Source organism: Halopseudomonas aestusnigri (assembly GCF_002197985.1).
GTDB classification, from domain to species: Bacteria; Pseudomonadota; Gammaproteobacteria; order Pseudomonadales; family Pseudomonadaceae; genus Halopseudomonas; species Halopseudomonas aestusnigri.
This window is the reverse complement of the sequence record NZ_NBYK01000005.1, coordinates 78,337-101,695: the sequence shown is the minus strand read 5'-3', so window position 1 is coordinate 101,695 and position 23,359 is coordinate 78,337. Positions and strand designations below refer to the sequence as shown.

Here is a 23,359-nt window from a genome sequence, read left to right as displayed (position 1 = left end):
GTGCCGCAGCATAAAGCAGGCAGTTTACCAACTAATTCATGACTGGCGAGTCCGCCAAAGCCGGAGTCACGAGTGGTTGAAAACAATGGAAAAAGGGTTTGCCAAAGCGCCCGCGTTTCGGTACATTAGCGCGCCTCGGTAGCAGGGTAACCCGCACGCCGAGATCCGGAGAGGTGTCCGAGTGGCTGAAGGAGCACGCCTGGAAAGTGTGTATACGTTAATAGCGTATCGAGGGTTCGAATCCCTCTCTCTCCGCCAGACAAACAAAAAGGCCCCAGCGCAAGCTGGGGCTTTTTTGTTTGTGCGGTGAACAGACGGACGAGAACCCTAACGGTTCGACCGGAGCCAGCGCCGCTGGCGCAGGAACGTCGGAGCGCAGCGACGACGACCCGAGGCGGGTCCAGCCGAGGGCGAGGCGCAAAGCGCCGAGTAATCCCTCTCTGCCAGACAACGAAGGACCTTGGCGCAAGCTGGGGCTTTTTCGTTTGTGCGGTGAACAGACGGACGAGAACCCTAACGGTTCGACCGGAGCCAGCACCGCTGGCGCAGGAACGTCGGAGCGCAGCGACGACGGCCCGAGGCTGGTTCAGCCGAGGGCGAGGCGCCAAGCGCCGAGTAATCCCTCTCGCCGTCAGATTCGATAGTTAAACCCTGATTTCTTTAAGATTTCAGGGGTTCTCTTTTCCAACGTCGGAAAGTGTCGAAAAAGTGTCGAACGGGTTAAGCCTCAGAGCTTCCTGCAGATGGTTAGGTGCAAGGTGTGCGTAGCGCATGGTCATCGCCAGCAAGGTATGCCCGAGTATCTTCTGCAGCACCAGAATATTCCCCCCCCCACACTGCATGCCGCTCTGCGAAGCGCGGCAGATTCACTCCAGGGGCCATTCGAAAATACGCCTCACGAAATGATTTGTATCAACTAAGGTTTGTCTTGGTGGTGATACGTTCAAGTGCATCGCCATGCAGATGGCTGACTGTGTCAAAGGTTTTGTAGATGGATTTGCCCTTGCCTGTGCGTTGCCGCAGGGGTGAACACGGATAAGGCTTCATTCCTCTGGAGGTGTCCAATGGACAGCGCACCTGATCGTGAGAAAGACAAGGGCCAGGATATGGCCTCCCGCTTCCCTACCGCGTATTCGATTCTTTTTCTGCTGATCATTCTGATGGCCGGTCTCACCTGGATCATGCCGGCGGGCAAGTTTGACCGCGAGATGAACGAGGCGGTTGGGCGTGAGGTGGCGGTTGCCGGCACTTACCATGAAGTGGAGCCGAATCCGCAGGGCATCGTCGAGGTGATGCTGGCGCCCGGCGCGGGTTTCTATGATCCGGACAGTTATGCGGCCAACGCGATTGATGTGGCGCTGTTCGTGCTGTTTCTGGGCGGCTTTCTCGGTGTGGTGAACGCCACGGGCGCCATTGATACGGGCATCCGGTCGGCGATGGTGCATCTGAAGGGCCACGAGATCTGGATGATCCCGATACTCATGAGCCTGTTTGCCATCGGTGGTACGACCTATGGCATGGCTGAGGAGACGCTGGCGTTCTATGCCTTGCTGATACCCGTGATGATGGCGGCGGGGTATGACTCGGTCACCGGTGTGGCGATCATTCTGATCGGGGCCGGTATTGGTGTGCTTGGCTCGACAATCAACCCGTTTGCGACGGTCATTGCGGCCAATGCGGCGGGTATTCCGTTTACCGACGGGATTATCCCCCGGTTCGTGATTCTGCTCGGCGGGCTGGTGATCTGCATCGCCTACGTGATGGTGTATGCCCATCGCGTCAAACAGGACCCGTCCAGGTCGGCGGTGGCCAAGCAGCTTGAGGAGCACAAGGCCTTTTTCCTCAAGCGTCAGGCGGCTGAGGAGCATAGTGATCACCTGACCGGCATTCAGTCGGTGGTGCTGGTGCTGTTTGCGCTGACCTTCGCGGTGATGATCTGGGGCGTTTCATCCCAGGGCTGGTGGATGGCGCAGATGGGCGCGCTGTTCCTCGGGTCTGCAATCGTGATCGGCGTGATTGCACGTCTGGGCGAGAAGGGTCTGACCAGTCACTTTGTCGACGGTGCCAGAGAGTTGCTGGGTGTGGCACTGGTTGTCGGGTTGGCGCGCGGGATTGTGGTGATCATGGAAAACGGCCTGATCGCAGACACCATGCTGCACAGCGCAGCACAGGCGCTGGACGGCATGGGCGGCTTGGCCTTTATCAATCTGATGTTCTGGATTGAGGCGGCGATGAGTTTTCTGGTGCCGTCATCTTCGGGGCTGGCTGTGCTCTCCATGCCGATTCTCGCGCCTCTGGCTGATTTCGCCGGGGTCGGACGTGACCTTGTGGTCACTGCCTATCAGTCGGCCAACGGTCTGGTGAACTTCATCAACCCGACCTTTGCGGTGGTGGTTGGCGGCCTCGCCATCGGCCGGGTGTCCTACGACCGCTGGCTGGCTTTCGTCTGGCCGCTGCTGGTTATTCTGGTGTTGTTTATCACTCTCGTTCTGAGCATTTCCGTTCTGCTGTGAGCGCTTGGCCAATGCAATAGGGAGAAAGGATATGTCTGTTCAAGAGCTGGGCGTTCACTCCGAAACAGGGCGTTTGCGTCAGGTGGTTGTTTGCCGGCCGGGGCTGGCTCATCGGCGTCTCACACCCGGTAATTGCCAGGAGTTGCTGTTCGATGACGTCTTTTGGGTAAAGCAGGCACAGAAGGATCACGATGTATTTACCCAGCTGATGCGCGACGAAGGCGTGGAGGTGCTGGACGTCAACACCCTGCTGACCGGAACCCTCGATAATCCCGAGGCGCGCAGTTGGGTGCTCGACCACCGCATTACCGCCAATCAGGTCGGAGTAGGCGCAAAATCCGAACTGGTCAGCTGGATGAAAGAGATTCCGAGTGAGCTGCTGGCCAGGCACCTGCTCGGCGGCCTGACTGTTGAGGAGCTGCCCTTTGAGCCCGCGGGGCTGTTCGGCAGTTACATCGGCCATCACGGATTTGTGTTACCGCCACTGCCGAACGCGCTCTTTACCCGTGACAACAGCGCCTGGATCTACGACGGCGTTGTGGTCAACCCGATGTTCTGGAATGCCCGCCGCCCTGAGACGCTGCTGAATACGGCGATTTACAAATTCCACCCGAACTTTGCCGGTCGTACCAAGATTCACTGGGGCGACCCGACGGTCGACCACGGGCTGGCGACCCTTGAAGGGGGCGACATCATGCCGGTTGGCAACAAGACCGTGCTGGTCGGAATGGGGGAGCGTTCCTCGCCCCAAGCCGTCGGCCAGCTGGCGCAGGCCCTGTTTGCCGGGGAGGTGGTCGAGCGCGTGCTGGCGTTTCGCATCCCCAAATCCCGCTCGGCCATGCACCTGGATACCGTGTTTACCCTGTGCGGCGGCGACGTGGTGACCACCTTCAAGGAAGTGGCGGATGAGCTGGTGTGTTACGACATTCGCCCGGGAGACGCCCTGGGGGCTCTGGATTTTCGTATGGATCCGCGTCCGATCTTCGAGATCGTGGCCGAGGTGCTTGGCTTCAACAAGCTGCATGTCGTGCCCACCGGTGGTGATACCGAGGAGGAGCGAGCCCGTGAGCAATGGAACGATGGCAATAACGTGGTGGCGCTTCGCCCCGGCGTCGTCATCGCCTATGACCGCAATGACGATACCAACGCCGAACTGAAGGCAGCCGGCATCGAGGTGCTGGAAATTCCGGGTGCCGAACTGGGGCGCGGTCGGGGGGGCGGCCACTGCATGAGCTGCCCAACGGCGCGCGACCCGGTTTGAACAGGACAGGAGACCACAGACCATGGCATTCAATCTGAAAAATCGCAGCTTTCTGACGCTGCGCGACTACACGCCGAAAGAAATCGCCTTTCTGCTCAAACTGGCGGCCGACCTCAAGGCGGCAAAGTACGCCGGTACCGAACGCCCTGTTCTGCAGGGCAAGGATATTGCGCTTATTTTCGAGAAAAGCTCCACCCGAACCCGGGTCGGCTTTGAAGTGGCTGCCTACGATCAGGGTGCCAGAGTGACCTATCTCGGGCCGTCCGGGAACCACATCGGTCACAAGGAAACGGTAAAGGACACCGCGCGTGTGCTTGGACGAATCTACGATGCCATCGAGTACCGGGGTTTTGGCCAGGAGGTGGTGGAGACGCTGGCTGCCTACGCCGGTGTGCCGGTGTATAACGGGCTGACAGACGAGTTTCACCCGACCCAGATTCTGGCTGACTTTCTGACCATGCAGGAGCATGTCGACAAGCCGTTGCATCAGGTTGCCTATGCCTTTCTCGGTGACGCGGGCAACAACATGGGCGACAGCCTGCTGATCGGTGGCGCCAAGATGGGCATGGATGTGCGCCTCTGTGCCCCGCGTGCCTGCTGGCCGGAGGAGAGCATTCAGCGTGAGGCCCGGGAGATAGCAGAGCACACAGGCGCGCGGGTGACCCTGACCGAAAGCGTGGACGAGGCGGTGCGGGGTGTGGATTTTGTCTATACCGATGTCTGGGTCTCCATGGGCGAAGCCAAGGAGAAGTGGGCAGAGCGTATCAAGTTGCTCAAGCCCTATCAGGTCACCCGCGAGGTGATGGAGAAGACCGGTAATCCGCGCGCCTGCTTTATGCATTGCCTGCCCGCCTTTCATAACGCGGAAACCACTGTCGGGGCTGAAATCCAGCGCGAATTCGGTCTCGATTGCATGGAGGTGACGGAGGAGGTGTTCGAGAGCCCGGCATCCATCGTGTTCGATCAGGCGGAAAACCGAATGCACACCATCAAGGCGGTTCTGGTCGCCACCCTCGGAGGCTAGCATGCTGATCGTCGTCGCCCTGGGCGGCAATGCCCTGCTCAAGCGCGGGGAGGCCATGACTGCCGAAACTCAGCGGGCCAATGTGAGCACGGCTGCTGCCGCGCTGGCGGAGCTGGTCAGTGAAGGTCATCAACTGGTCATCACCCATGGCAATGGGCCGCAGGTCGGCCTGCTGGCCCTGCAGGGCGCAGCCTACCGCCCCGATGGTGCCGACCCGCTGGATGTGCTGGGCGCCGAGACCGAAGGCATGATCGGCTACATGATCGAGCAGGAGCTGGAAAATGCTATCGACCATCAGAAGCCGGTCGCGACGCTGCTGACCCAGGTGGTGGTGGATCTGGCTGACCCGGCGTTTCAAAAGCCGACCAAGTTTGTCGGGCCGGTATACGACAAAGCCGAGGCCGAACGCAGGGCGGCGGCTGCCAACTGGTCGATTGCGCAGGATGGTGACAAGTGGCGCCGCGTGGTGCCATCGCCGGCGCCGCTTGAGATTCCCGACCTGTCGGTGCTGAAAATCCTGCTGCGCAACGAGGTGATTGTCGTCTGTGCGGGCGGCGGTGGTATTCCGGTGGTGCGCCGGCCCGACGGCAGCCTGGTTGGCGTAGAGGCGGTGATCGACAAGGACGCGGCCAGTGCATTGCTTGCAGAGCAGATAGACGCCGATGCACTGCTTTTGCTGACCGATGTTGATGCGATCTATCGCGATTTCGGTACTCCGCAGGCCCGACAGGTCAGTGCGCTGAGCGTAGCTGACCTCGACGGCATCAGCCTGCCGGCCGGCTCGATGTTGCCGAAGGCAAAGGCTGCCGCGCAGTTTGCCGGCACCGGCAAGATCGCCGCCATCGGCCGGCTGGAGGATGCATCAGGCATTCTGCGAGGGAGCGCCGGGACGCGAATCGGCTGACGAAGTCTGTCGTCGCATCGCTGCAGTGAAGGCGTCGGTTAGCGCCAAGGCCGCTGTTCGTTGTGTGCTGTTTGCCGTTCGCCGCCCCTCTGCAGCGCATCAGGTCAGCCACCTTCACCGATGCTTCTATCCTGATTTCCAACCTTGTTCCCGTTGCCATCTCGGGTAATGATCAGCTTGGCGCGGCAGTGTACCGCGCCCCCGGATTGATCCGGGTCCAATGACAAGGAGTGGGTATGGCGGCGGTTGTGAGTTCGCAGGGTGAATGGCGTAACTGGTCAGGGTCGCAGCGTGCGATGCCCGGGCGTTGGTGGCGTCCGGGCAGCGAGGACCAGCTGGTTGCGTTGTTGCAGAGCTCGAGCGGTGAGGTTCGGGTGACCGGGGCGGGGCATTCGTTCAGTGCGCTGTGCAAAACGGCAGGGAATCTGGTTTCCCTTGAGCATCTGAACGGGCTGGTCTCCCACGACGCTGAACGTCTGACCGCCACCGCGATGGCGGGCACGCCGTTGCACGCGTTGGGCTCTTTGCTCTGGCCGCTCGGCCAGGGGCTGATCAATCAGGGCGATATTGATGCGCAGTCGTTGGCAGGGGCGTGCGGCACCTCTACCCACGGTACCGGGTTGGGCCTGGGGTCGTTCTCTGCACTGGTGCGTGGATTGCGGCTGGTGACGCCGAGCGGTGAGGTGATCGACGCTGATTCCTCGCACAATGCGGACATTCTGCAGGCGGGGGCAACCTCGCTTGGTGCGCTGGGCGTGATCACCCGGGTTACCCTGCAAAACCGCTCCAGTTATCACCTGGCCGAGCGTGAGTACCTGCTGCCGCTGGCTGAGGTGCTGAGCTGTTTTGAGGGGCTTGCGCGGGATAACCGCCACGCCGAGTTTTGGGCGTTTTTCCGCACCGACAGGGCTGTCGTGAAGGTGCTGAACGAGTCAACCGAGCCGCCGACTGCAAAGCCCCGTTTCAATCTGCCCGTCGACAGGGTGCTCGATATCACCTCACGGATTGCCCATGGCGTGGCAGGCGCAGATGCGTTGATGCAGCGGCTGTTGACCGCGCTGCACTCGGAGGTGTGCCGAGTCGGGCGCTCGTACCAGATTTTCCCCAGCCCGCGGGCGTCGCGCTTTAACGAAATGGAATACGAGCTGCCGTTGGCACGCGGACTGGAATGCGTGGAAGAGGTGCTGGCGACCGTCAAGCGTTCATCCTTGCGCACGTTGTTTCCGCTGGAGTACCGCACGGTGGCGGCAGATGAGGCCTGGCTCTCGCCGTTCTACGGGCGTGACAGTGCGTCCATCTCGATTCATCAGCATGTCTGCACGGATTACCGCCCACTGTTCAACCTGGTGGAGCCGATTTTCTGGAAGTACGGCGGGCGTCCCCACTGGGGCAAGCTGCATTCGCTGGATGCGGTGCGGCTGGCCGAGCTGTATCCGCGTTGGGATGATGCGAGGCGAGTCCGTGAGCGCCTGGACCCGCAAGGTCGTATGTTCAACGCCCATTTGCGCAAGCTGCTGGTGCTGCCATGAGTACGCATGATGCCTATTTCAGCAGGCTTCAGGCGGCGCTGCAGGCGGAGGGTGAGCTGCTGCCGCGGCTGATCGTCGATCTGGATCGGCTGGATCACAACATTGATCAGGCGGTGGCCTTTGCCGCGCAGGCCGGCAAGGCGTTGCGGCTGGTGGAAAAGTCGCTGCCGTCGTTCCAACTGCTTGATTATATTGCCCGGCGAGCGGGTACCCGGCGGTTAATGTCGTTTCACCAACCCTTTCTCAATCTCGACGCCCGGCACTGGCCGGATGCCGACATCCTGCTTGGCAAGCCGCTGCCGGCGGCGCTGGCCGAACGTTTCTATCAGCTGCATCAGGGCGGGTTTGATCCGCAGCGGCAACTGCAATGGCTGATCGATTCGCCTGAGCGGCTGCAGCAGTATCTGGCGCTGGCGCAGCGGCGCGGGATTCGTCTGAACGTGAATCTCGAGCTGGATGTGGGCCTGCATCGCGGCGGCATTCCGGAAGGGGAGGCCGGTGAAAGGATGTTGCGTGAGATTTTGCGGACGATCGAACAGTACCCGCAGCACCTGGCCTTTACCGGTTTTATGGGTTACGAGCCGCATGTGGCGATGGTGCCGCGCCTGTTCGGATCGCCGGCCCGGTTGCTGGCGCAGGCGATGGTGACTTATCAGGCGCGGGTGGAGCAGGTGCAGCGGGAGGCGCCGGATCTGTGGGCTCAGGCGTTGGCAGCGGACGGTCAGCCGCCGCTGACGGTGAACACCGCGGGCAGTCCTACCTATCGACTGCACGATCAGGAGCAGCTCAGCAACGAGCTGGCGCTCGGCAGCGGGCTGCTCAAGCCTGCGCATTTTGATCTGTCGAGTCTGGCCGATCACTTGCCTGCTCTGTTTATCGCTACGCCGGTGCTCAAACGTGCGCCTTCGCTGAGCCTGCCCGGGCTTGGTCGCTTGCCCCGGCTGCTGTCTCGTCTGTCCGGTCGGGGCCGTGAGGCGATGTTTGTCTACGGTGGCAACTGGCTGGCCGACCCGGTCTCGCCTGGCGGTCTGGCGCCGAGTGCACTTTATGGCAGCAGCTCCAATCAGCAGTTGTTGCTGGCATCCACCCATACGGCGCCGCAGCTTGATGAGCTGGTATTCCTGCGTCCTCGCCAGAGCGAAGCGGTACTGTTGCAATTTGGGGATCTGCTGGCGGTGCGCGGCGGACAGGTCGTCGAGCGCTGGCCGGTGTTTAATGGCTGATTGGCGCCGCAGGTTTGCGCTGGATCACGTCTGCGATGGCTGGTGCCGGCAGCGCTGCACTCGGGCGCTAGCATGAATAAACGGTAAACAGGCCGGCTCGGGATGAGCGGTGAGAGAACAGGGAGCGTTGCATGCGAGCAGATCAGGAGGATCGTCCGCGTCGTTCGGTCGGGGCGGGCGCGTCGATTGGCCGGGTGGCGGGCCGGCTGTTCTGGATTGGGGTGGTATTGTTGCTGGTGCACGTTGGCCGCCCGGACTGGTTGCCCGCTGCGCGTGACCAGCTTGTCGCCGCGCTTTCGCCCCCGCCTGCGCAGGGGCCGGTAACTCATACTCCCGAGGAGGCTCCTGCCAAACAAGCCCCCGCCGAGACGCCGCCGCTGGCAGACTCGCAGACCGCTGCGGGGCAGCAGGTTGCCCCGGTCGTCCGGGCCGAGGCATCCGGCGGGCGCCAGACGTCCTTCAATGACGACAACTATGTGCCCCGGCCGCTAGTGAATGTGATGGAGTCGCGTCATGTTCGCCAGCATGCGCAATCACAACCGCGACGCATTGAACAGCCGCGTCAGCGTGGTCTGAACGGCACGGGGACTGCCACCTTCTCCTGGGAGGATGCCCGTGGTCGGCGCAGCCGCTGGCAAACCGCCTACAGCTATCGCAACAGCCTGATCGACACGGCCAGCTTCTGCAGCAACTACCGCCGCGGCTCGATTGACTACCGCACCTGCCGCAAGGGTGCCAAGGCCTGGCTGGGGGAGCGTTGCGGTAACGGCAACCGGGTGGCAGGGGAGCGGCAGCGCATGTACTGCCATGCCCATAGCGGGTTCGGTCTGTAATCGCGGTGCTTTATTCACCCGGTTTGTTGGCCGATATTTCAGGTCTGCCGTTGGGCAGGAGGTGCCTTGCTTTTTGCTGGTGAAGGATTTAGCTTCTGGATCCGAAGCTAAATCACTGGTCGGCGCGACCGACCCGTCATGTCCCAGCAAGAGGCGAGAATAAAGTGAAAACACGTATTACAGAACTGTTCGGCATTCAGCACCCGATCCTCCAGGGCGGTATGCACTGGGTAGGTTTTGCCGAACTGGCGGCTGCCGTTTCCAACGCTGGCGGTCTGGGTACCATTACTGGCCTGACCCAGAAGACCCCGGCCGATCTGGCCAACGAAATCGCCAAATGCCGGGAACTGACCAGCAAGCCGTTCGCCGTCAACCTGACCTTCCTGCCGACCGTCAATGCGCCGGACTACCCGGGCTACATCGATGCCATCGTCAAGGGCGGCGTCAAGATCGTTGAAACCGCAGGCCGCAGCCCGCAGGAATACATGCCGCTGCTGAAAGATGCCGGCATCAAGGTCATCCACAAGTGCACCTCGGTTCGTCACTCGCTCAAAGCCCAGTCCATCGGCTGCGACGCGGTCTCGGTTGACGGCTTCGAGTGTGGCGGTCACCCGGGTGAAGACGATATCCCGAACATGATCCTGCTGCCGCGCGCTGCCGACGAGCTGGAAATCCCGTTTGTTGCTTCCGGCGGTATGGCTGACGGCCGCTCGCTGGTTTCGGCCATGGCGCTGGGCGCTGAAGGCATGAACATGGGTACTCGTTTCATCGCCACCAAGGAAGCGCCGGTTCACGAGAACGTCAAGCAGGCCATTGTCGCGGCTTCCGAGCTGGATACCCGTCTGGTCATGCGCCCGCTGCGCAACACCGAGCGCGTTCTGAACAACGCGGCTGTTGAGCGTATCGTCGAGAAAGAGAAGGCACTGGGCGACAAGCTGACCTTCGCCGATATCATCGATGAAGTTGCCGGTGTCTATCCGCGCATCATGCAGAACGGTGAAATGGATCTGGGCGCCTGGTCCTGCGGTATGGTTGCCGGCCTGATTCACGACATTCCGAGCTGTGAAGACCTGATCGAACGCATCATGAAGCAGGCCGAAGACATCATTCGCGCCCGTCTGGTGTCGATGCTGTAATCGGATTGCCGCCTGGCATGGTGCCGGGCGGTGTCCCTGTCAGGACGTTGCTATGCCGACCACCCACATCGACTGCAGTGTTGTGAAAACCGCCGAGATCATCGGCGAGTGGTGGTCGCTGCTTATTCTGCGCAATGCCTTTCATGGCATGCGTACCTTCGATGCTTTCCAGCGCCAGCTGGACATCTCCAGCAGCGTGCTCAGCGCCCGGTTGAAAAAGCTCACCGAGGCTGGCGTGCTGCAAAAAGTGCCATCGGCGGCTGACGGGCGCTCGTTCGAGTACCGTCTGACGCCCGCTGGCATGGACCTCTATCCGATCATTATTGGCCTGATGCAGTGGGGTGAGAAGTGGCGCCCTAACGGCAAGGGTGACCGCATGTTGCTGCTGGAAAAGGCGAGCGGTCAGCCCATTCGGGGAGCGGAGGTATTATCGGCCGATAATCGCCCGCTCAAGGCCTGGGAGGTCGAAGTGCAGGCCGGGCCCGGCGCTGATGACTATGTGCGTCAGTTGGTCGGCGAGGCCTGACTGGCGCACGATTTCGCCTGTTCGGGGTGGGCATCGGCGTTTACTTGGGTATCATTTGCCAAAGCTCCGCGTGCTGCGCGGCCACCTCACAGTCACAGGGATGGTTAATCAATGAAAGCTACCTCACTGCTTGCGCTGGGTCTGACCGGTGCCTTGCTGTCTGCGCCGTTGCAGGCGGTAACCGAGTACGACAAGAAAGGCGACCTGCGTACCCAGATCACCCAGTGGATCAATCAGGCGCTCAACGGTGATGCCCAAGCCCAGCGGGAACTGGCGCAGCGTTACTACGATGGTGAAGGCGTCGAGCAGGATTATGCCAAGGCCTTCGAACTCTACAGCGAAGCTGCAGCCCAGGGTGATGCCGAGGCCCAGTTCTCCGTAGCCTACATGTACGACATGGGTGAGGGCGTCGAGCTGGATGACCTCAAGGCCATCGAGTACTACACCCTGGCCGCCGAGCAGGGTAACGCGGCTGCCCAGTTCAACCTGGCGCTGATGCACGACGAGGGCGAGGGTGTGCCGGTGGACGACCTCGCCGCCATTGAGTGGTACCTGCGCGCGGCAGAGCAGGGCCACGCCGACGCGCAATACAATCTGGCACTCATGTACGACGAAGGTGAAGGTGTGCCGGTCAATGACAGCAAGGCCGCCGAGTATTACCTGATGGCGGCGCAGCAGGGACACGCCGATGCCCAGTACAACCTTGCGCTGCTGTACGACCTGGGCGAGGGTGTGCCGCTGGATGACCGCGAGGCCATTCGCTGGTATACCGCTGCGGCCGAGCAGGGTGACGCCGCCGCGCAATACAACCTGGCGATCATGTACGACGAGGGCGAAGGCGTGCCGGTGGATGATCGGCGTGCTATCGGGTGGTACCGCAAGGCCGCCGAGCAGGGGCACAAGGATGCCCAGTACAACCTGGCGCTGATGTACGACGAGGGTGAAGGCACCAAGGTGGACGATGCCGAGGCCATCAACTGGTATACCTTCGCCGCCGAGCAGGGACATGCCAAGGCCCAGTACAACCTGGCGCTGATGTACGACGAAGGGGAAGGCACCGCCGAGGACAATCAGGCAGCGATCAAGTGGTACACCGCTGCCGCCGAGCAGGGTGAGCGTAATGCCCAGTACAATCTGGCGATCATGTACGACGAGGGTGAAGGCACCCCGGAAGACAATGCACAGGCCATCAGGTGGTACACGGCTGCCGCCAGTCAGGGTGAGGCAAGCGCCATGTTCAATCTGGCCATCATGTATATGAACGGCGAGGGCATTCGTACCAACAATGCGATGGCCTACATGCTGTTTGCGCTCAGTGCCGGGCAGGGGCTTGAGGGAGCTCGCGAGGCGCGTGACGTGATGGCCGATGAACTGAGCGCCAGCCAGCTCAAGACGGCCCGGCGTGCTGCCGCCGAATGGACGGTCGGTGAGGCGCTGCCCTCACTCTGAGCACTATCGTTGTCTTATTCATGCCGTGAATAAGTTTTATCAGTTTGGCGGGGGTCCAATCCGGACGCAATTTGCGTACTGTATCGGTCCCCGCAGAACGGCCGGTGGGCCGCCTTTGCACACCGAACAGTCTTTGCACTTCATCTTGCTCACATTATCCGGAGGTAGCTGACATGGCTGCGTTTGAAGATATCAAGAAAGTTGGCGTTATCGGCGCTGGCACCATGGGTCGCGGCATCGTGATGAACTTCGTCAACGCCGGTTACCCGGTCACCTGGCTGGACGTCAATGGCGAGATGCTGGAGAAGGGCCTGGTCGAGATCGCCGCGGTCTACAAGCGCTCGGTTGCCCAGGAGCGTTTTGACGATGCCGAAGCGCAGGCGCGTGTTGCCCGTATCAGCACCACCCAGGACTACGCAGATCTGGCCGACATGGACCTGGTTGTTGAAGCCGTCTATGAAAACATGGATCTGAAGAAGAAGATCTTCGCCGAGCTGGACAAGGCGGTTAAGCCGTCCGCGATTCTGGCCACCAACACCTCCTATCTGGATATCGACGAAATCGCTTCCGCGACTCAGCGTCCGACTCAGGTTCTGGGTCTGCACTTCTTCAGCCCGGCGCACATCATGAAGCTGCTGGAAGTCGTTCGCGGCAAGGCTACTGCCCAGGACGTCATGGACGCTTGCCTGGCTGTTGGCAAGAAGATCGGCAAGGAAGCAGTCCTGGCCGGCAACTGCCACGGCTTTATCGGCAACCGCATGCTGGAAAAATACTCCCGCCAGTCCCGCGAAGTGGTACTGGAAGGTTCCACCCCGTGGGAAGTCGACCAGGCGCTGCAGGGCTTCGGCATGGCGATGGGCCCCTACCGCATGTACGACGTGGTGGGTGTTGACCTGGGCTGGCGTTCCCGTCAGCTGGCCGGCATCGGTCGTGGCGAGCCGATCGTGTGGCTGGACAATAAGCTGTGTGAAATGGAGCGTTTCGGTCAGAAGAGCGGCCACGGCTTCTACAAGTACGAAGCAGGCAGCCGTCAGGCGATCCACGATCCGGAAACCGACATGATGGCCCGTGAAGTGGCTGAAGAAGCCGGCTACACCGCCCGTGACGTATCCGCCGAGGAAATCGTGACCCGCTGCATCCTGGCGCTGGTCAACGAAGGTGCGCGCATTCTGGACGAAGGCTTCGCCGAGTCCGCCGAAGATATCGACCGCGTTTACCGCTTTGGTTACGGCTTCCCGGCTGACCGCGTAGGTCCGATGGCGTACGCCGACAGCCTGGGTCTGGACAAGGTACTGGCCGAGATCCGCGCGCTTGAAGCCGAGCGTGGCGAGTTCTGGAAGCCCGCTGCCGGTCTGGTCAAACTGGCCGAAGCCGGTGGTCGCTTCACCAAGGCCTGATCGAGCCGATAAAAAAAACCGCGGCAGCTTGCGCTGTCGCGGTTTTTTTTTGATTTTTCACAGAGGCCGAAGCGGGCTGGCGGGACAACGGCGGACACGCTGCGCTTGGTCCGCCCTACGGGTTGGCGCCGGTGGCGTAGGGTGGACTAAGCCGAAGGCGTGTCCACCAGAGCGGCATCAGGCCCACACAGGTGGCGCAACGGCGGACACGCTGCGCTTGGTCCGCCCTACGGGCTGGCGCCGTTGGCGTAGGGTGGACTAAGCCGAAGGCGTGTCCACCAGAGCGCCATCAGGCCCACGCAGGTGGCCGCCGATCAGGCGTCGCCTTGTTACTTGTGGCTCACCGGTATGCCGGTCACGGTCTGGCCGTTGACGGTCGCTTCCTTGAGCATGATCTGATAGTGCTGGCCGTCGGTTTCGATCTGGCTGAGGCGTACCAGCAGGTAGTTCCAGTCCTTGGCAAACCACAGGGTGGTCTCGCGTCGGGCGTCGGGCTCGCGTACCCGTTCGACCTCCACCGCATCAAACTGTCCGGCTTTGGTGGTGACCCGTTCTTCGCCAACCACTCGGAACGCGTACTCTTCCACCTCATCGCCATCGACTACGCGGTAGGTCATGTCTGTCTTGCCGGCTGCCAGATCCGCCTGCAGCGCAAGCTGGTAGGTGGTCTTGTCGAGCAGGCCGGGTTCGGTTGGCAGGCTGAACGATTCACCCTTGTAGGTGCCGGTGACCTGCGCCTGGGGCCAGTCGAAGTGCTGCAGGATTTCCTTGCCCCGGCCCAGGCCGCGACGCTCGTAGTGATACGTCAGCGGTTGAATCCGGTCGTCGGCTACCCGCAGCGTGCTTTGCTCGGTCAGCCGGGCTACAAACATGCTGGCACTGAAGGACAGGTTCCAGCTGCCGTCATCATTGGCTTGCAGGCTGTGAATGGCTTCGCCGTTGACCGGAATGTTTTTCATGTCGGCGGCGTAGCTGGCGCTGAACGGCTGCAGCTCGATAGCGCCGGCGGCACTGGCACTCAAGCCGAGGAGCAGGGCCGCGAGGGGCTTGATGAATCGATTGTGCGTTATCTTTTTAATGGTCGTGTTGGCATGCATCTGGTCTTTTCTCATCTGCCGGATTCGATGTCTTCCAGTCTTAACCCGCTGGGCGGAATGGGCGTGCCATCGAGGCATGCCTGATCCCCTTCCAGACGCAGGCGCCCGGTTGCAAACCAGCGCGCCGCGAGCGGGTACAAAGCGTGTTCCTTTACCTGTACGCGGGACGCCAGACTGGCGGCATCGTCGTCAGGATGAACGGTTACGCGTCCCTGTATGACTACCGGACCGCCATCAAGTTCTTCGGTGACGAAATGAATACTGGCCCCGTGCTCTTCATCACCCGCATCCAGTGCCCGCTGATGGGTCTGCAGGCCCTTGTGGCGAGGCAGTAGCGAGGGGTGAATGTTGAGCAGCCTGCCACGGTAATGTGTCACAAAGTCGGCAGTGAGAATGCGCATGAAGCCGGCGAGCAGCACCAGATCCGGCTGAAAGGCGTCAATTTCAGCGATCAGCGCCCGATCAAAGGCTGCCCGATCGGCAAACTCGCGGTGGTCGAGGGCGCGGGTCTGGATGCCGGCGTTGCTGGCGCGTACCAGTCCAAAGGCCTCGGCCTTGTTGGAAACGACTGCGACGATCTCGGCTGGCGCGTCGGCGCCGGCGAGATCGTCGATCAGTGCCTGCAGGTTGGTGCCTGACCCGGAGATCAGGACAACAATACGGCTGCGCACGCTATTAGTTGCCGTGCTGCAGAACAACCGCTTCGGCGCCGTCCGCGCCACTGGCGATACGGCCAATCACCCAGGGCTGCTCGCCAGCGTCGCGCAGGCTTTGCAGAGCGGCTTGGGCCTGTTCCGCAGCCACACAGATGACCATGCCCACGCCGCAGTTCAGCACGCGGTGCATTTCGGTTTCGTCAACGTTGCCCTGCTCCTGCAGCCAGTTGAATACGGCCGGACGCTGCCAGCTGGCCAGATCAATGATTGCCTGCGAGCCCTCCGGAAGAACGCGCGGAATGTTCTCCAGCAGGCCACCACCGGTGATGTGGGCCATGGCTTTCACGGCGCCAGTCTGCTTGATCAGTTGCAGCAGGGCCTTGACGTAGATGCGGGTCGGCGCCATCAGCAGTTCGCTCAGTGGCTTGCCGTCGAGCTGGGTGCTGTGGATGTCGATACCGGCGACTTCGATGATCTTGCGGATCAGCGAGTAACCGTTGGAGTGCGGGCCGGAAGACGGCAGGGCGATCAGGGTGTCGCCGTCGATGACCTTGCTGCCGTCGATGATGTCGGCCTTCTCGACCACACCAACGCAGAAACCGGCCAGATCGTAGTCTTCGCCTTCGTACATGCCGGGCATCTCGGCGGTTTCGCCGCCAACCAGAGCACAGCCGGCGAGTTCGCAGCCGGCGCCGATGCCGGTTACAACCTGGGCGGCAACGTCCACGTTCAACTTGCCGGTGGCGTAGTAGTCGAGGAAGAACAGCGGCTCGGCGCCACAGACCACCAGGTCATTGACGCACATGGCAACCAGGTCGATGCCGATCTGGTCATGCATGTTCAGGTCCATGGCCAGACGCAACTTGGTGCCGACGCCGTCTGTGCCGGAAACCAGTACCGGCTGGCGGTAGCCTTCGGGAATTTCACACAGGGCGCCGAAACCACCCAGGCCGCCCATTACTTCCGGACGCGCGGTGCGCTTGGCAACGTGCTTGATACGGTCGACCAGGGCGTTACCGGCGGCGATGTCCACACCGGCGTCTTTGTAGCTGATCGAGGGTTTGGAAGGCGTCTGGCTGCTCATGAGCGGATCTCGAACTGTGAAAAAAAGGATAGGTCTCGACACGCCTTGGTTGCTGTGCGGGCAGGCGCTTTCGAATAGCGGCATAGTCTACCAAGTCATGTCCGGCAGAGCCATGCCGAACGCGGTCTGCCGACGTGCTGCATGCCTTGCGCGGTGCTGGCCTGCGGCAAGCCGGTTGCCGCGCCTGCAAGGCTTGTTTAATGTAGCGGGTCAAAACCCTTCGCAGCGTCATGGCTGTGAGAACGCCCAGCTACCCTGACGGAAGTGTTCATGCCTCTGTTGCGCAACGCCTGTATTGGCCTTTTCTCTCTCTGTCTGCCCCTGCTGTCGCAGGCTGCAGTCGTCGAATCCTTGTACCAGGTTGATGTGCCGCCGCGCGCAGAGGCTGATCAGGCTGCCCAATTGCAGGTGGCCGCGCAGGTGATGCTGGAGCGGCTTGCCGGTGCAAACGCCAAAGTCGACAGCGGCCCGCTGGCCGAGATTCTGGCGCAGCCTGGCCAGGTGACCAGACAGATTGGCTCGCTGGGTGAGGATGGGGCGCTGCGTGTCGAGTTTGACCCGCTTCTGCTGCGCGACGCGCTGGGCAAGGCGAAGGTGCCGGTACTGGGTCGCAATCGGCCCGGCATTCTGGTCTGGGCGGTAGAGGGCGACGCTTACAGTCAGGATTTTTTGGCTGCCTCAGGCGAAATGGGGCAGGCATTGCAGACTGCGGCCCGGTATCGGGGCGTGGTGCTGACTCAACCGCTGGCCGATCTGCAGGATCGTGCCGGTGTCAGCGAACAGGATGTGCTGGATGCCGATCAGGCGGTGCTGGCAGAGGCCAGTCAGCGTTACGCCAGCGAGGGCGTGCTGGCGCTGACGGTCGCTCGGGAGGATGACGGCTGGGCGCTGAGCTGGACCTTCTGGCTCAACGATCGCAAGCTGACCGGCAAGGCTGAGAGTACGGCCCCGCTGGCCGTGGCCGACGAGCTGATGCGGGCGGTGGCCGCCGAGGTGCACCAGCAGTATGCGGTGGGCGGCGTAGCCAGCGCTGCGCCGGTAGCGGGCTGGGTGCTGGAGGTCAGCGGTATCAACAGTATTGATGCCTTTGCCGATCTGCAGCGCACCTTGCAGCAGTTGGGCATGGAGACGCTGCCAAGTCTGTTGTCGGTGCAGGACGATCAGGTGCGTTTCCACGTCGACTTTGCCGGCGACCGTGCCCAGCTTGAGCGCATGTTGCTGCTGGACCAGCGCCTTGTCGAGGTTGATGCTCCTGAGGTCCAAACGGCGCCGACCGAGTCGTTGACTGAAACGGCGCCGTCTTCAGCGGAGGCGGCAGAGCGGGGCGATACCCTGTATTATCGCTGGCGCTGAGCGCAGGTCGCGCTTGGTCGGCCTATCCAGAGGCTTTTAAGGACGACACCATGACCTCGGACTATCGCTGGTACTGGGCCGCTGGCCTCGCGGCGCTGCTGGCATTGATCTATTTTCTGCAGCCCATTCTGGCGCCTTTTCTGATTGGCATGCTGCTGGCCTACCTGGGTGACCCGCTGGTTGATCGACTGGAAGCGCGCGGGTTGTCCCGCACCCTCGGCGTGGTTGTGGTCTTTGCTGTGGTGACGGGCATATTGATCGCTGCGCTGCTGATACTGATTCCCCTGCTGGGTCACCAGATCGCCACCCTGCGCTCGAATGTGCCAGCGATGATCGACTGGTTTCACAATGCCGCCTTGCCCTGGGTTGAAGCACGGCTTGGTGTGCAGGTGTCTGACTTCAGGCTCGATAGCGTGCGCGAGAGTCTTGCCGACAATCTCGGCAAAACCGGTGGCGTGCTGGCTACGGTAATTGCGCAGGCCACCCGTTCGACCATGGCGCTGGTTACCTGGACGGCCAATCTGGTGATGATTCCAGTCGTCGGGTTTTACCTGCTGCGCGACTGGGATGTGATCGTCGCCCGGTGCCGTGAGATGTTGCCCCGTCGTCAGGAGCCGCTGATCGTCAAGCTGCTGGGAGAGTGCGACGAGGTGCTCGGCGCGTTCATTCGCGGTCAGTTGCTGGTTATGACCTGCCTGGGCGTTATCTACTGGCTTGGCCTCTGGCTGGTCGGTCTGGATCTGGCGCTGCTGATCGGGATGCTCGCCGGTCTGGCCAGTATCGTGCCCTACCTGGGCTTTTTTGTCGGTATTTGTGCGGCGTTGATCGCTGCGGTATTCCAGTTTGGTGACCTGTTCCATCTGGTCGCAGTGGTAGCCGTGTTCAGTGTCGGCCAGATGATTGAAGGGATGGTGCTGACGCCGCTGCTGGTGGGTGATCGTATTGGATTGCACCCGGTGGCCGTTATCTTTGCCATCCTTGCCGGCGGGCAGTTGTTCGGTTTTGTCGGTATCCTGCTGGCGCTGCCGATTGCGGCGGTTGTCATGGTGCTGCTGCGCCATGCCTATCGGCACTATCGCGCCTCGGCCGCCTATGGCGAACCGTTGGCGGAAAATTATGAAGTCGACACCGTGCGTGTCGAACTGGATGAGGAAGAGCAGCGCTGATGTCTGCAGGACAACCCGTTCAACTGCCCCTGGGGATTAAACTGAGGGACGAGGCGACCTTCGCCAGCTACTACCCGGGGCCCAATGCCACCGTGCTGGCTGCAACCCGCGCGTTCGCTTCGTTGCAGTCGGCGGTGCCTGAGTGTTGTCTGTTTCTTTGGGGAACCGAGGGTACCGGACGCACCCACTTGCTGCAGGCGGCGTGTCATGCGCTGGCAGACGAGGGCGGATTGGCCATGTATCTGCCGCTCGATGAGCTGGCTGACGAAGGTCCGCTGCTGCTGGAAGGGATGGAGTCGGTCGACTTGCTGTGTCTGGACAAGCTGGAGGCAGTGGTCGGCAGGCCTGACTGGGAAGAGGCGCTGTTCCATCTCTACAACCGCCTGCGTGAGCAGGGCGGCCGCCTGCTGGTGGCTGCGGCGGCTGCACCCAGAGCGCTGGGGCTGAAGCTGCCCGATCTCGAGTCGCGACTGGGGTGGGGCCTGGTATTCCAGCTGCAGCCGCTGGACGATGAGGGCAAGCAGGAGGTGCTCAAGTTGCGTGCGGCCCAGCGCGGGCTGCAACTGGGCGACGATGTTGCTCGCTACATTCTCAGTCGTGGTGCCCGCGGCATGGGTGAGCTGTTTGCCGCGCTAGAAACGCTGGATCAGGCATCGTTGCGAGATCAGCACCGTCTGACCATTCCCTTCGTCAAGCGGGAGATGGGCTGGTAGCCGCAGCTCCCGCGTATCTGCCTGGGCGGCTCCGCTCAGGTTTCCCCCCGCTCGACGCGTTGCGCCTGAAAGCTCCAGCGGATGTAGTACAGCGCCGCAACGAAATACAGCACACTGAACCCGGCCATGAACAGCCCGTAGCCCAGGCGCCCGGGCTGAAAGCAGATCAGCACGCCCTGAATGAAATACAGGTTGATGGCAAAACTGAGCCAGGCGTGGGTGCGCACGTGGCCGGTGATAATGCCGGGCAGGAAAATCAGCAGTGGCAGCAGCTGCACGCCAATGATAATCACCGGATTGGCGCCGTGCAGATCGGCCACCAGCAGGTTGTAGCCGAGCATGCCAAGCACCAGCCCGGCATAGCCGACCAGCGCGATCAGCCGGCTGACGCGGCAGCGCGGCTGCAGGTAGGCCAGCGACGGCAGGGGTTTTTTCTCTCTAGCCACCGATCTGTGCTCCTGCTGCCAACTGGCGGGTGATGCTGCCGACCCGTTTGCCGAGTGCGCGGCACAGCTGGCTTTCGTGGTTATCGAGCCGGCGGTCGCCCTGTGCGCCGGCATGGTGGCTGGCACCGTAGGGCGTGCCGCCGCCGCGGGTTTCGGTCAGCGCACTTTCGCTGTACGGCAATCCGACCAGCAGCATGCCGTGGTGCAGCAGCGGCAACTGCATCGACAGCAGAGTGGCTTCCTGGCCGCCATGCAGGCTGGCGGTGGAGGTGAATACCGCAGCCGGTTTGCCGCTCAGGTTACCGGCCAGCCACAGGCTGCTGGTGCCATCAATAAAATGCTTGAGCGGGGCAGCCATGTTGCCGAAGCGGGTCGGGCTGCCAAGAATCAGTGCCGAGCAGTGCTTGAGGTCGTCGCTGGTGCAATAGATGGCGCCATCTTCCGGCACCGGTGGCAGGCTGGCTGTGGTCTCGGGCGCAACCGGCGGCACCGTGCGAACCCGCGCCTCGATACCGCTCTGCTCGACACCCTCGGCAATCAGTCGAGCCATCTCGGCGGTTGCGCCATGACGGCTGTAATACAGCACTAGAACGTACCCGGACTGGTTCATGCGAACAGCTCCAGCACGCGCTCGGGCGGGCGTCCAATAACCGCCTTGCCGTCATGGATGACGATCGGACGTTCGATCAGCTTCGGGTAGTCGACCATGGCCTGCACAAGCTGCGCTTCGCTCAGCTCGGGGTTGTCCAGATTCAGTTCCTTATACGGATCTTCGCCCTTGCGCATCAGTTCGCGGGCGCTGAGCCCCAGGCGTTCGAGCAGGTCAACCAGGGTGGCGGCGTCCGGCGGGGTTTCCAGATAGCGAACAATGTCGATCTCGGTACCACGCTGCTCGAGCAGTTCCAGTGCCTGACGGGATTTGGAACAGCGCGGATTGTGAAAGATGGTAGTGGTCATCGGGAGGTGCTCCGTGTGACGGTGGCCTGAGTCAGGGTTGGGGGGTATTCTAAGCGTTAATGCCTCGGGCTGTCAGGGAGATGGAATGCCGCGCCAACTGAATCTGTTTCTGCACTTCGTTCGTTATCTGGTGCGCCGCTTTCTCGAAGACAATTGCATCAAGAATGCGGCCGCGTTGACCTATACCACGCTGTTTGCGGTGGTGCCGGTCATGACGGTGGCCTACGCCATGCTGGCGGCCATTCCGGCGTTCGATCAGGTGGGCGGGCAGGTTGAAGCGTTCATCTTCAAGAATTTTTTGCCTGCCAGTGGCGAAGCGTTGCAGCGTCATTTGAGCGAGTTTTCGACCCAGGCCCGGCAGCTGACCGGTGTGGGTGTTGCGCTGTTGATGATTACCGCGTTGCTGATGCTGGTGAACATCGAAAAGGCGTTTAACGCCATCTGGCGGATTCGCCAGCCACGCCGGGGGCTGTCGAGCTTTCTGCTCTATTGGGCGGTGTTGAGTATCGGGCCGTTGCTGCTTGGTGCCGGTTTTGTCGTCAGTACCTATATCGCTTCCATCTCGCTGTTTCAGCAGGGCGCACTCTTGGGGTCGGTCTGGAGCCAGGTCCTGCTGTTGCTGCCAATCCTGCTCAGCATCGCTGCCTTCACATTGATCTTTGTTGCGGTGCCCAACACCCGGGTGCCTCTGCGCTATGGTCTGGTCGGTGGCGTGTTTGTTGCGCTGCTGTTCGAGGCGGCCAAGGCCTGCTTTGGGGTCTACGTCAAACTGTTCCCCGGTTATCAACTGATTTACGGTGCCTTTGCCGCAGTGCCACTGTTTCTGCTGTGGATTTATGTCAGCTGGCTGATCATCCTGCTGGGCGCCGAGCTGGTCAGTAATCTGGGTAATGGTCATGCCTGGCGTCGCCCGGAGTATCCGTGGATGATCAATCTGCTGGTGCTGTTGCGGGTTTTTCTCATTGCCCAGCAGCGCGGGGAGCAGGTGGACCAGGCACGGGTCAACGCCGCTGGCTGGGTGATGCACGAGGAGCTGTGGCTGCAGCTGACCGATTGGCTGGAGGGCGAGCAGGTCGTGACTCGAACCCAGAATGGCAGCTTTGTGCTCTGCCGTGATCCCGACACGCTGGAGCTGAACCGGCTTTTGGAACGTATGCCGGTGCCCCCGGTTACCCACGAGGAGCTGCCAGCGGCGCTGCCGGCTGGCGAGGACTGGTATCCGGCTTTCAGTGAAGCGCTGGCGGAGGCGGATCAGGCGCGCAGGGCGCGGCTGCAGGGGAGTGTACGGCAGTGGCTGCTGGGAGACTCCCTTTCGGCCGCTGTGTCGGCGGCTGTTTCGGCGAACAAGGAGACCACATGAAACTGTGCAGATTGATGCTGTTGCTCAGCGCTGCGCTGCTGCTGAGCGGCTGTGATCGTTCGGCTGGCTGGCTTGACCATCAGGGCGTGGCGCTGGACCGGGAGCAGTTGCAGGGCCAGCGCGTGCTGGTCAATTTCTGGGCCGAGTGGTGTGCACCATGCCGGGATGAACTGCCGGAGCTAAATCGTCTGGCCGCCGAGTTGCCGCGCGGGGGGGTTATCGGCATTGATTATGATGGCGCCACTGGTGAGCAGTTGCAGGCGGTTGTCACGCGAATGGATATTCGCTTTCCGGTGCTGGGTGCCGAGTTTGCCAGTGCCTACGGTCTGCCGCGCCCACAGGTGCTGCCGACAACCTACCTGCTGGATGGCGAGGGCGCGATCCTGGCTACATTGCAGGGGCCGCAACATTACGATGACTTGAAGCCGTTGATGGCAACCGAAGCGGGGGAGTGAGCGATGAGTGATATCTGTCTGCAGGGGCGGGTAGTGGGCAAGGTGCAGGGCGTCGGCTTTCGTCAGGCGACGGTGCGCGAGGCTTCACGTCTGGGGATCAGTGGCTGGGTGCGTAATCAGTCGGACGGCAGCGTCGCGGTGCTGCTGTGTGGTGCCGAGGATGCGCTGGAAGCGATGTCCGGCTGGCTGCAGCGCGGCCCGGCGCGCGCAGAGGTTGAGCGTGTCGAGCTGGAAGCCTGCGTCTGGCAGGACATAGCCGGCTTTGTTCAGCTCTGAT

23 protein-coding genes and 1 tRNA gene are annotated in these 23,359 nt (G+C 61.8%); 18 read left to right on the top strand and 6 right to left on the bottom strand.

Annotation, left to right across the window (positions count from 1 at the left end; all coding sequences use genetic code 11):
* Nucleotides 1–167 precede the first annotated feature (167 nt).
* The 12 genes from B7O88_RS09610 to B7O88_RS09550 all read left to right on the top strand — a co-directional run bounded on the left by B7O88_RS09610 (nucleotide 168) and on the right by B7O88_RS09550 (nucleotide 13,795).
* Nucleotides 168–258, top strand: a tRNA-Ser gene (locus B7O88_RS09610).
* Nucleotides 259–1,064: 806 nt separating this feature from the next.
* Nucleotides 1,065–2,513 (top strand): YfcC family protein, encoded by a 1,449-nt coding sequence (locus B7O88_RS09600; protein ID WP_088275610.1) that lies wholly within the window; start codon nucleotides 1,065–1,067, stop codon nucleotides 2,511–2,513.
* 31 nt (nucleotides 2,514–2,544) lie between these two features.
* Complete coding sequence (locus B7O88_RS09595; protein WP_088275609.1) at nucleotides 2,545–3,774, top strand: arginine deiminase; 1,230 nt, start codon at nucleotides 2,545–2,547, stop codon at nucleotides 3,772–3,774.
* A gap of 22 nt (nucleotides 3,775–3,796) precedes the next feature.
* The gene (gene argF, locus B7O88_RS09590; RefSeq protein ID WP_088275607.1) at nucleotides 3,797–4,798 is read left to right on the top strand and encodes an ornithine carbamoyltransferase; all 1,002 of its coding nucleotides are present in this window, start codon (nucleotides 3,797–3,799) and stop codon (nucleotides 4,796–4,798) included.
* 1 nt (nucleotide 4,799) lies between these two features.
* Complete coding sequence (arcC, locus tag B7O88_RS09585; protein ID WP_088275605.1) at nucleotides 4,800–5,702, top strand: carbamate kinase; 903 nt, start codon at nucleotides 4,800–4,802, stop codon at nucleotides 5,700–5,702.
* Nucleotides 5,703–5,938: 236 nt separating this feature from the next.
* The gene (locus B7O88_RS09580; protein WP_088275603.1) at nucleotides 5,939–7,231 is read left to right on the top strand and encodes a D-arabinono-1,4-lactone oxidase; all 1,293 of its coding nucleotides are present in this window, start codon (nucleotides 5,939–5,941) and stop codon (nucleotides 7,229–7,231) included.
* Entirely contained in the window at nucleotides 7,228–8,454 is a 1,227-nt protein-coding gene (locus B7O88_RS09575) for an alanine racemase (RefSeq protein WP_088275601.1), read from the top strand. Before B7O88_RS09580 ends, B7O88_RS09575 begins: the two co-directional genes overlap by 4 nt.
* 131 nt (nucleotides 8,455–8,585) lie before the next feature.
* On the top strand, nucleotides 8,586–9,287 hold the full coding sequence (locus tag B7O88_RS09570) for a hypothetical protein (protein ID WP_088275599.1): 702 nt from the start codon (nucleotides 8,586–8,588) through the stop codon (nucleotides 9,285–9,287).
* A gap of 164 nt (nucleotides 9,288–9,451) precedes the next feature.
* A complete protein-coding gene (locus B7O88_RS09565; RefSeq protein WP_088275597.1) occupies nucleotides 9,452–10,423 on the top strand; it encodes an NAD(P)H-dependent flavin oxidoreductase in 972 nt (323 codons plus the stop codon).
* A 52-nt stretch (nucleotides 10,424–10,475) separates the two neighbouring features.
* On the top strand, nucleotides 10,476–10,949 hold the full coding sequence (locus B7O88_RS09560; RefSeq protein WP_088275595.1) for a winged helix-turn-helix transcriptional regulator: 474 nt from the start codon (nucleotides 10,476–10,478) through the stop codon (nucleotides 10,947–10,949).
* 111 nt (nucleotides 10,950–11,060) lie between these two features.
* Complete coding sequence (locus tag B7O88_RS09555) at nucleotides 11,061–12,398, top strand: tetratricopeptide repeat protein (protein WP_088275593.1); 1,338 nt, start codon at nucleotides 11,061–11,063, stop codon at nucleotides 12,396–12,398.
* Nucleotides 12,399–12,571: 173 nt separating this feature from the next.
* Nucleotides 12,572–13,795, top strand: a complete 1,224-nt coding sequence (locus tag B7O88_RS09550) for a 3-hydroxyacyl-CoA dehydrogenase (protein ID WP_088275591.1) — start codon at nucleotides 12,572–12,574, stop codon at nucleotides 13,793–13,795.
* A gap of 329 nt (nucleotides 13,796–14,124) precedes the next feature.
* Here the strand turns inward: B7O88_RS09550 and B7O88_RS09545 are convergent, their stop codons facing one another.
* Genes B7O88_RS09545 through purM form a run of 3 tightly spaced genes read right to left on the bottom strand, consistent with a single transcriptional unit; the run spans nucleotide 14,125 to nucleotide 16,632 of the window.
* Entirely contained in the window at nucleotides 14,125–14,892 is a 768-nt protein-coding gene (locus tag B7O88_RS09545) for a DUF3108 domain-containing protein (protein WP_088275589.1), read from the bottom strand.
* Nucleotides 14,893–14,903: 11 nt separating this feature from the next.
* Complete coding sequence (gene purN / locus B7O88_RS09540) at nucleotides 14,904–15,563, bottom strand: phosphoribosylglycinamide formyltransferase (RefSeq protein WP_088275587.1); 660 nt, start codon at nucleotides 15,561–15,563, stop codon at nucleotides 14,904–14,906.
* Between the two features lie 4 nt (nucleotides 15,564–15,567).
* Entirely contained in the window at nucleotides 15,568–16,632 is a 1,065-nt protein-coding gene (purM, locus tag B7O88_RS09535; protein WP_088275585.1) for a phosphoribosylformylglycinamidine cyclo-ligase, read from the bottom strand.
* Between the two features lie 270 nt (nucleotides 16,633–16,902).
* Between purM and B7O88_RS09530 the strand changes: the two genes are divergently transcribed.
* Genes B7O88_RS09530 through hda form a run of 3 tightly spaced genes read left to right on the top strand, consistent with a single transcriptional unit; the run spans nucleotide 16,903 to nucleotide 19,864 of the window.
* On the top strand, nucleotides 16,903–17,985 hold the full coding sequence (locus tag B7O88_RS09530) for a DUF2066 domain-containing protein (RefSeq protein ID WP_088275583.1): 1,083 nt from the start codon (nucleotides 16,903–16,905) through the stop codon (nucleotides 17,983–17,985).
* A 50-nt stretch (nucleotides 17,986–18,035) separates the two neighbouring features.
* On the top strand, nucleotides 18,036–19,151 hold the full coding sequence (locus B7O88_RS09525) for an AI-2E family transporter (RefSeq protein ID WP_088275581.1): 1,116 nt from the start codon (nucleotides 18,036–18,038) through the stop codon (nucleotides 19,149–19,151).
* Nucleotides 19,151–19,864 (top strand): DnaA regulatory inactivator Hda, encoded by a 714-nt coding sequence (gene hda / locus B7O88_RS09520; RefSeq protein ID WP_088275579.1) that lies wholly within the window; start codon nucleotides 19,151–19,153, stop codon nucleotides 19,862–19,864. Before B7O88_RS09525 ends, hda begins: the two co-directional genes overlap by 1 nt.
* Before the next feature lie 35 nt (nucleotides 19,865–19,899).
* Here hda and B7O88_RS09515 read toward each other — a convergent pair whose 3' ends face one another.
* The 3 genes from B7O88_RS09515 to arsC are packed head-to-tail and all read right to left on the bottom strand — an operon-like array spanning nucleotide 19,900 to nucleotide 21,267.
* Entirely contained in the window at nucleotides 19,900–20,310 is a 411-nt protein-coding gene (locus B7O88_RS09515) for a DUF2069 domain-containing protein (RefSeq protein WP_088275577.1), read from the bottom strand.
* On the bottom strand, nucleotides 20,303–20,920 hold the full coding sequence (wrbA, locus tag B7O88_RS09510; RefSeq protein WP_088275575.1) for an NAD(P)H:quinone oxidoreductase: 618 nt from the start codon (nucleotides 20,918–20,920) through the stop codon (nucleotides 20,303–20,305). The genes B7O88_RS09515 and wrbA overlap by 8 nt, the downstream gene beginning before the upstream one ends.
* A complete protein-coding gene (arsC, locus tag B7O88_RS09505; RefSeq protein WP_088275573.1) occupies nucleotides 20,917–21,267 on the bottom strand; it encodes an arsenate reductase (glutaredoxin) in 351 nt (116 codons plus the stop codon). Before arsC ends, wrbA begins: the two co-directional genes overlap by 4 nt.
* A gap of 85 nt (nucleotides 21,268–21,352) precedes the next feature.
* On the opposite strand from arsC, the gene B7O88_RS09500 reads away from it, so the two are divergent.
* The 3 genes from B7O88_RS09500 to B7O88_RS09490 are packed head-to-tail and all read left to right on the top strand — an operon-like array spanning nucleotide 21,353 to nucleotide 23,358.
* Nucleotides 21,353–22,627, top strand: a complete 1,275-nt coding sequence (locus B7O88_RS09500) for a YihY family inner membrane protein (RefSeq protein WP_088275571.1) — start codon at nucleotides 21,353–21,355, stop codon at nucleotides 22,625–22,627.
* Nucleotides 22,624–23,082 carry a TlpA family protein disulfide reductase gene (locus B7O88_RS09495; RefSeq protein ID WP_088275569.1) on the top strand — a complete coding sequence of 153 codons (459 nt, stop codon included), beginning with the start codon at nucleotides 22,624–22,626 and terminating at the stop codon, nucleotides 23,080–23,082. The genes B7O88_RS09500 and B7O88_RS09495 overlap by 4 nt, the downstream gene beginning before the upstream one ends.
* A 3-nt stretch (nucleotides 23,083–23,085) precedes the next feature.
* Nucleotides 23,086–23,358 (top strand): acylphosphatase, encoded by a 273-nt coding sequence (locus B7O88_RS09490; protein ID WP_088275567.1) that lies wholly within the window; start codon nucleotides 23,086–23,088, stop codon nucleotides 23,356–23,358.
* Nucleotide 23,359 lies beyond the last annotated feature (1 nt).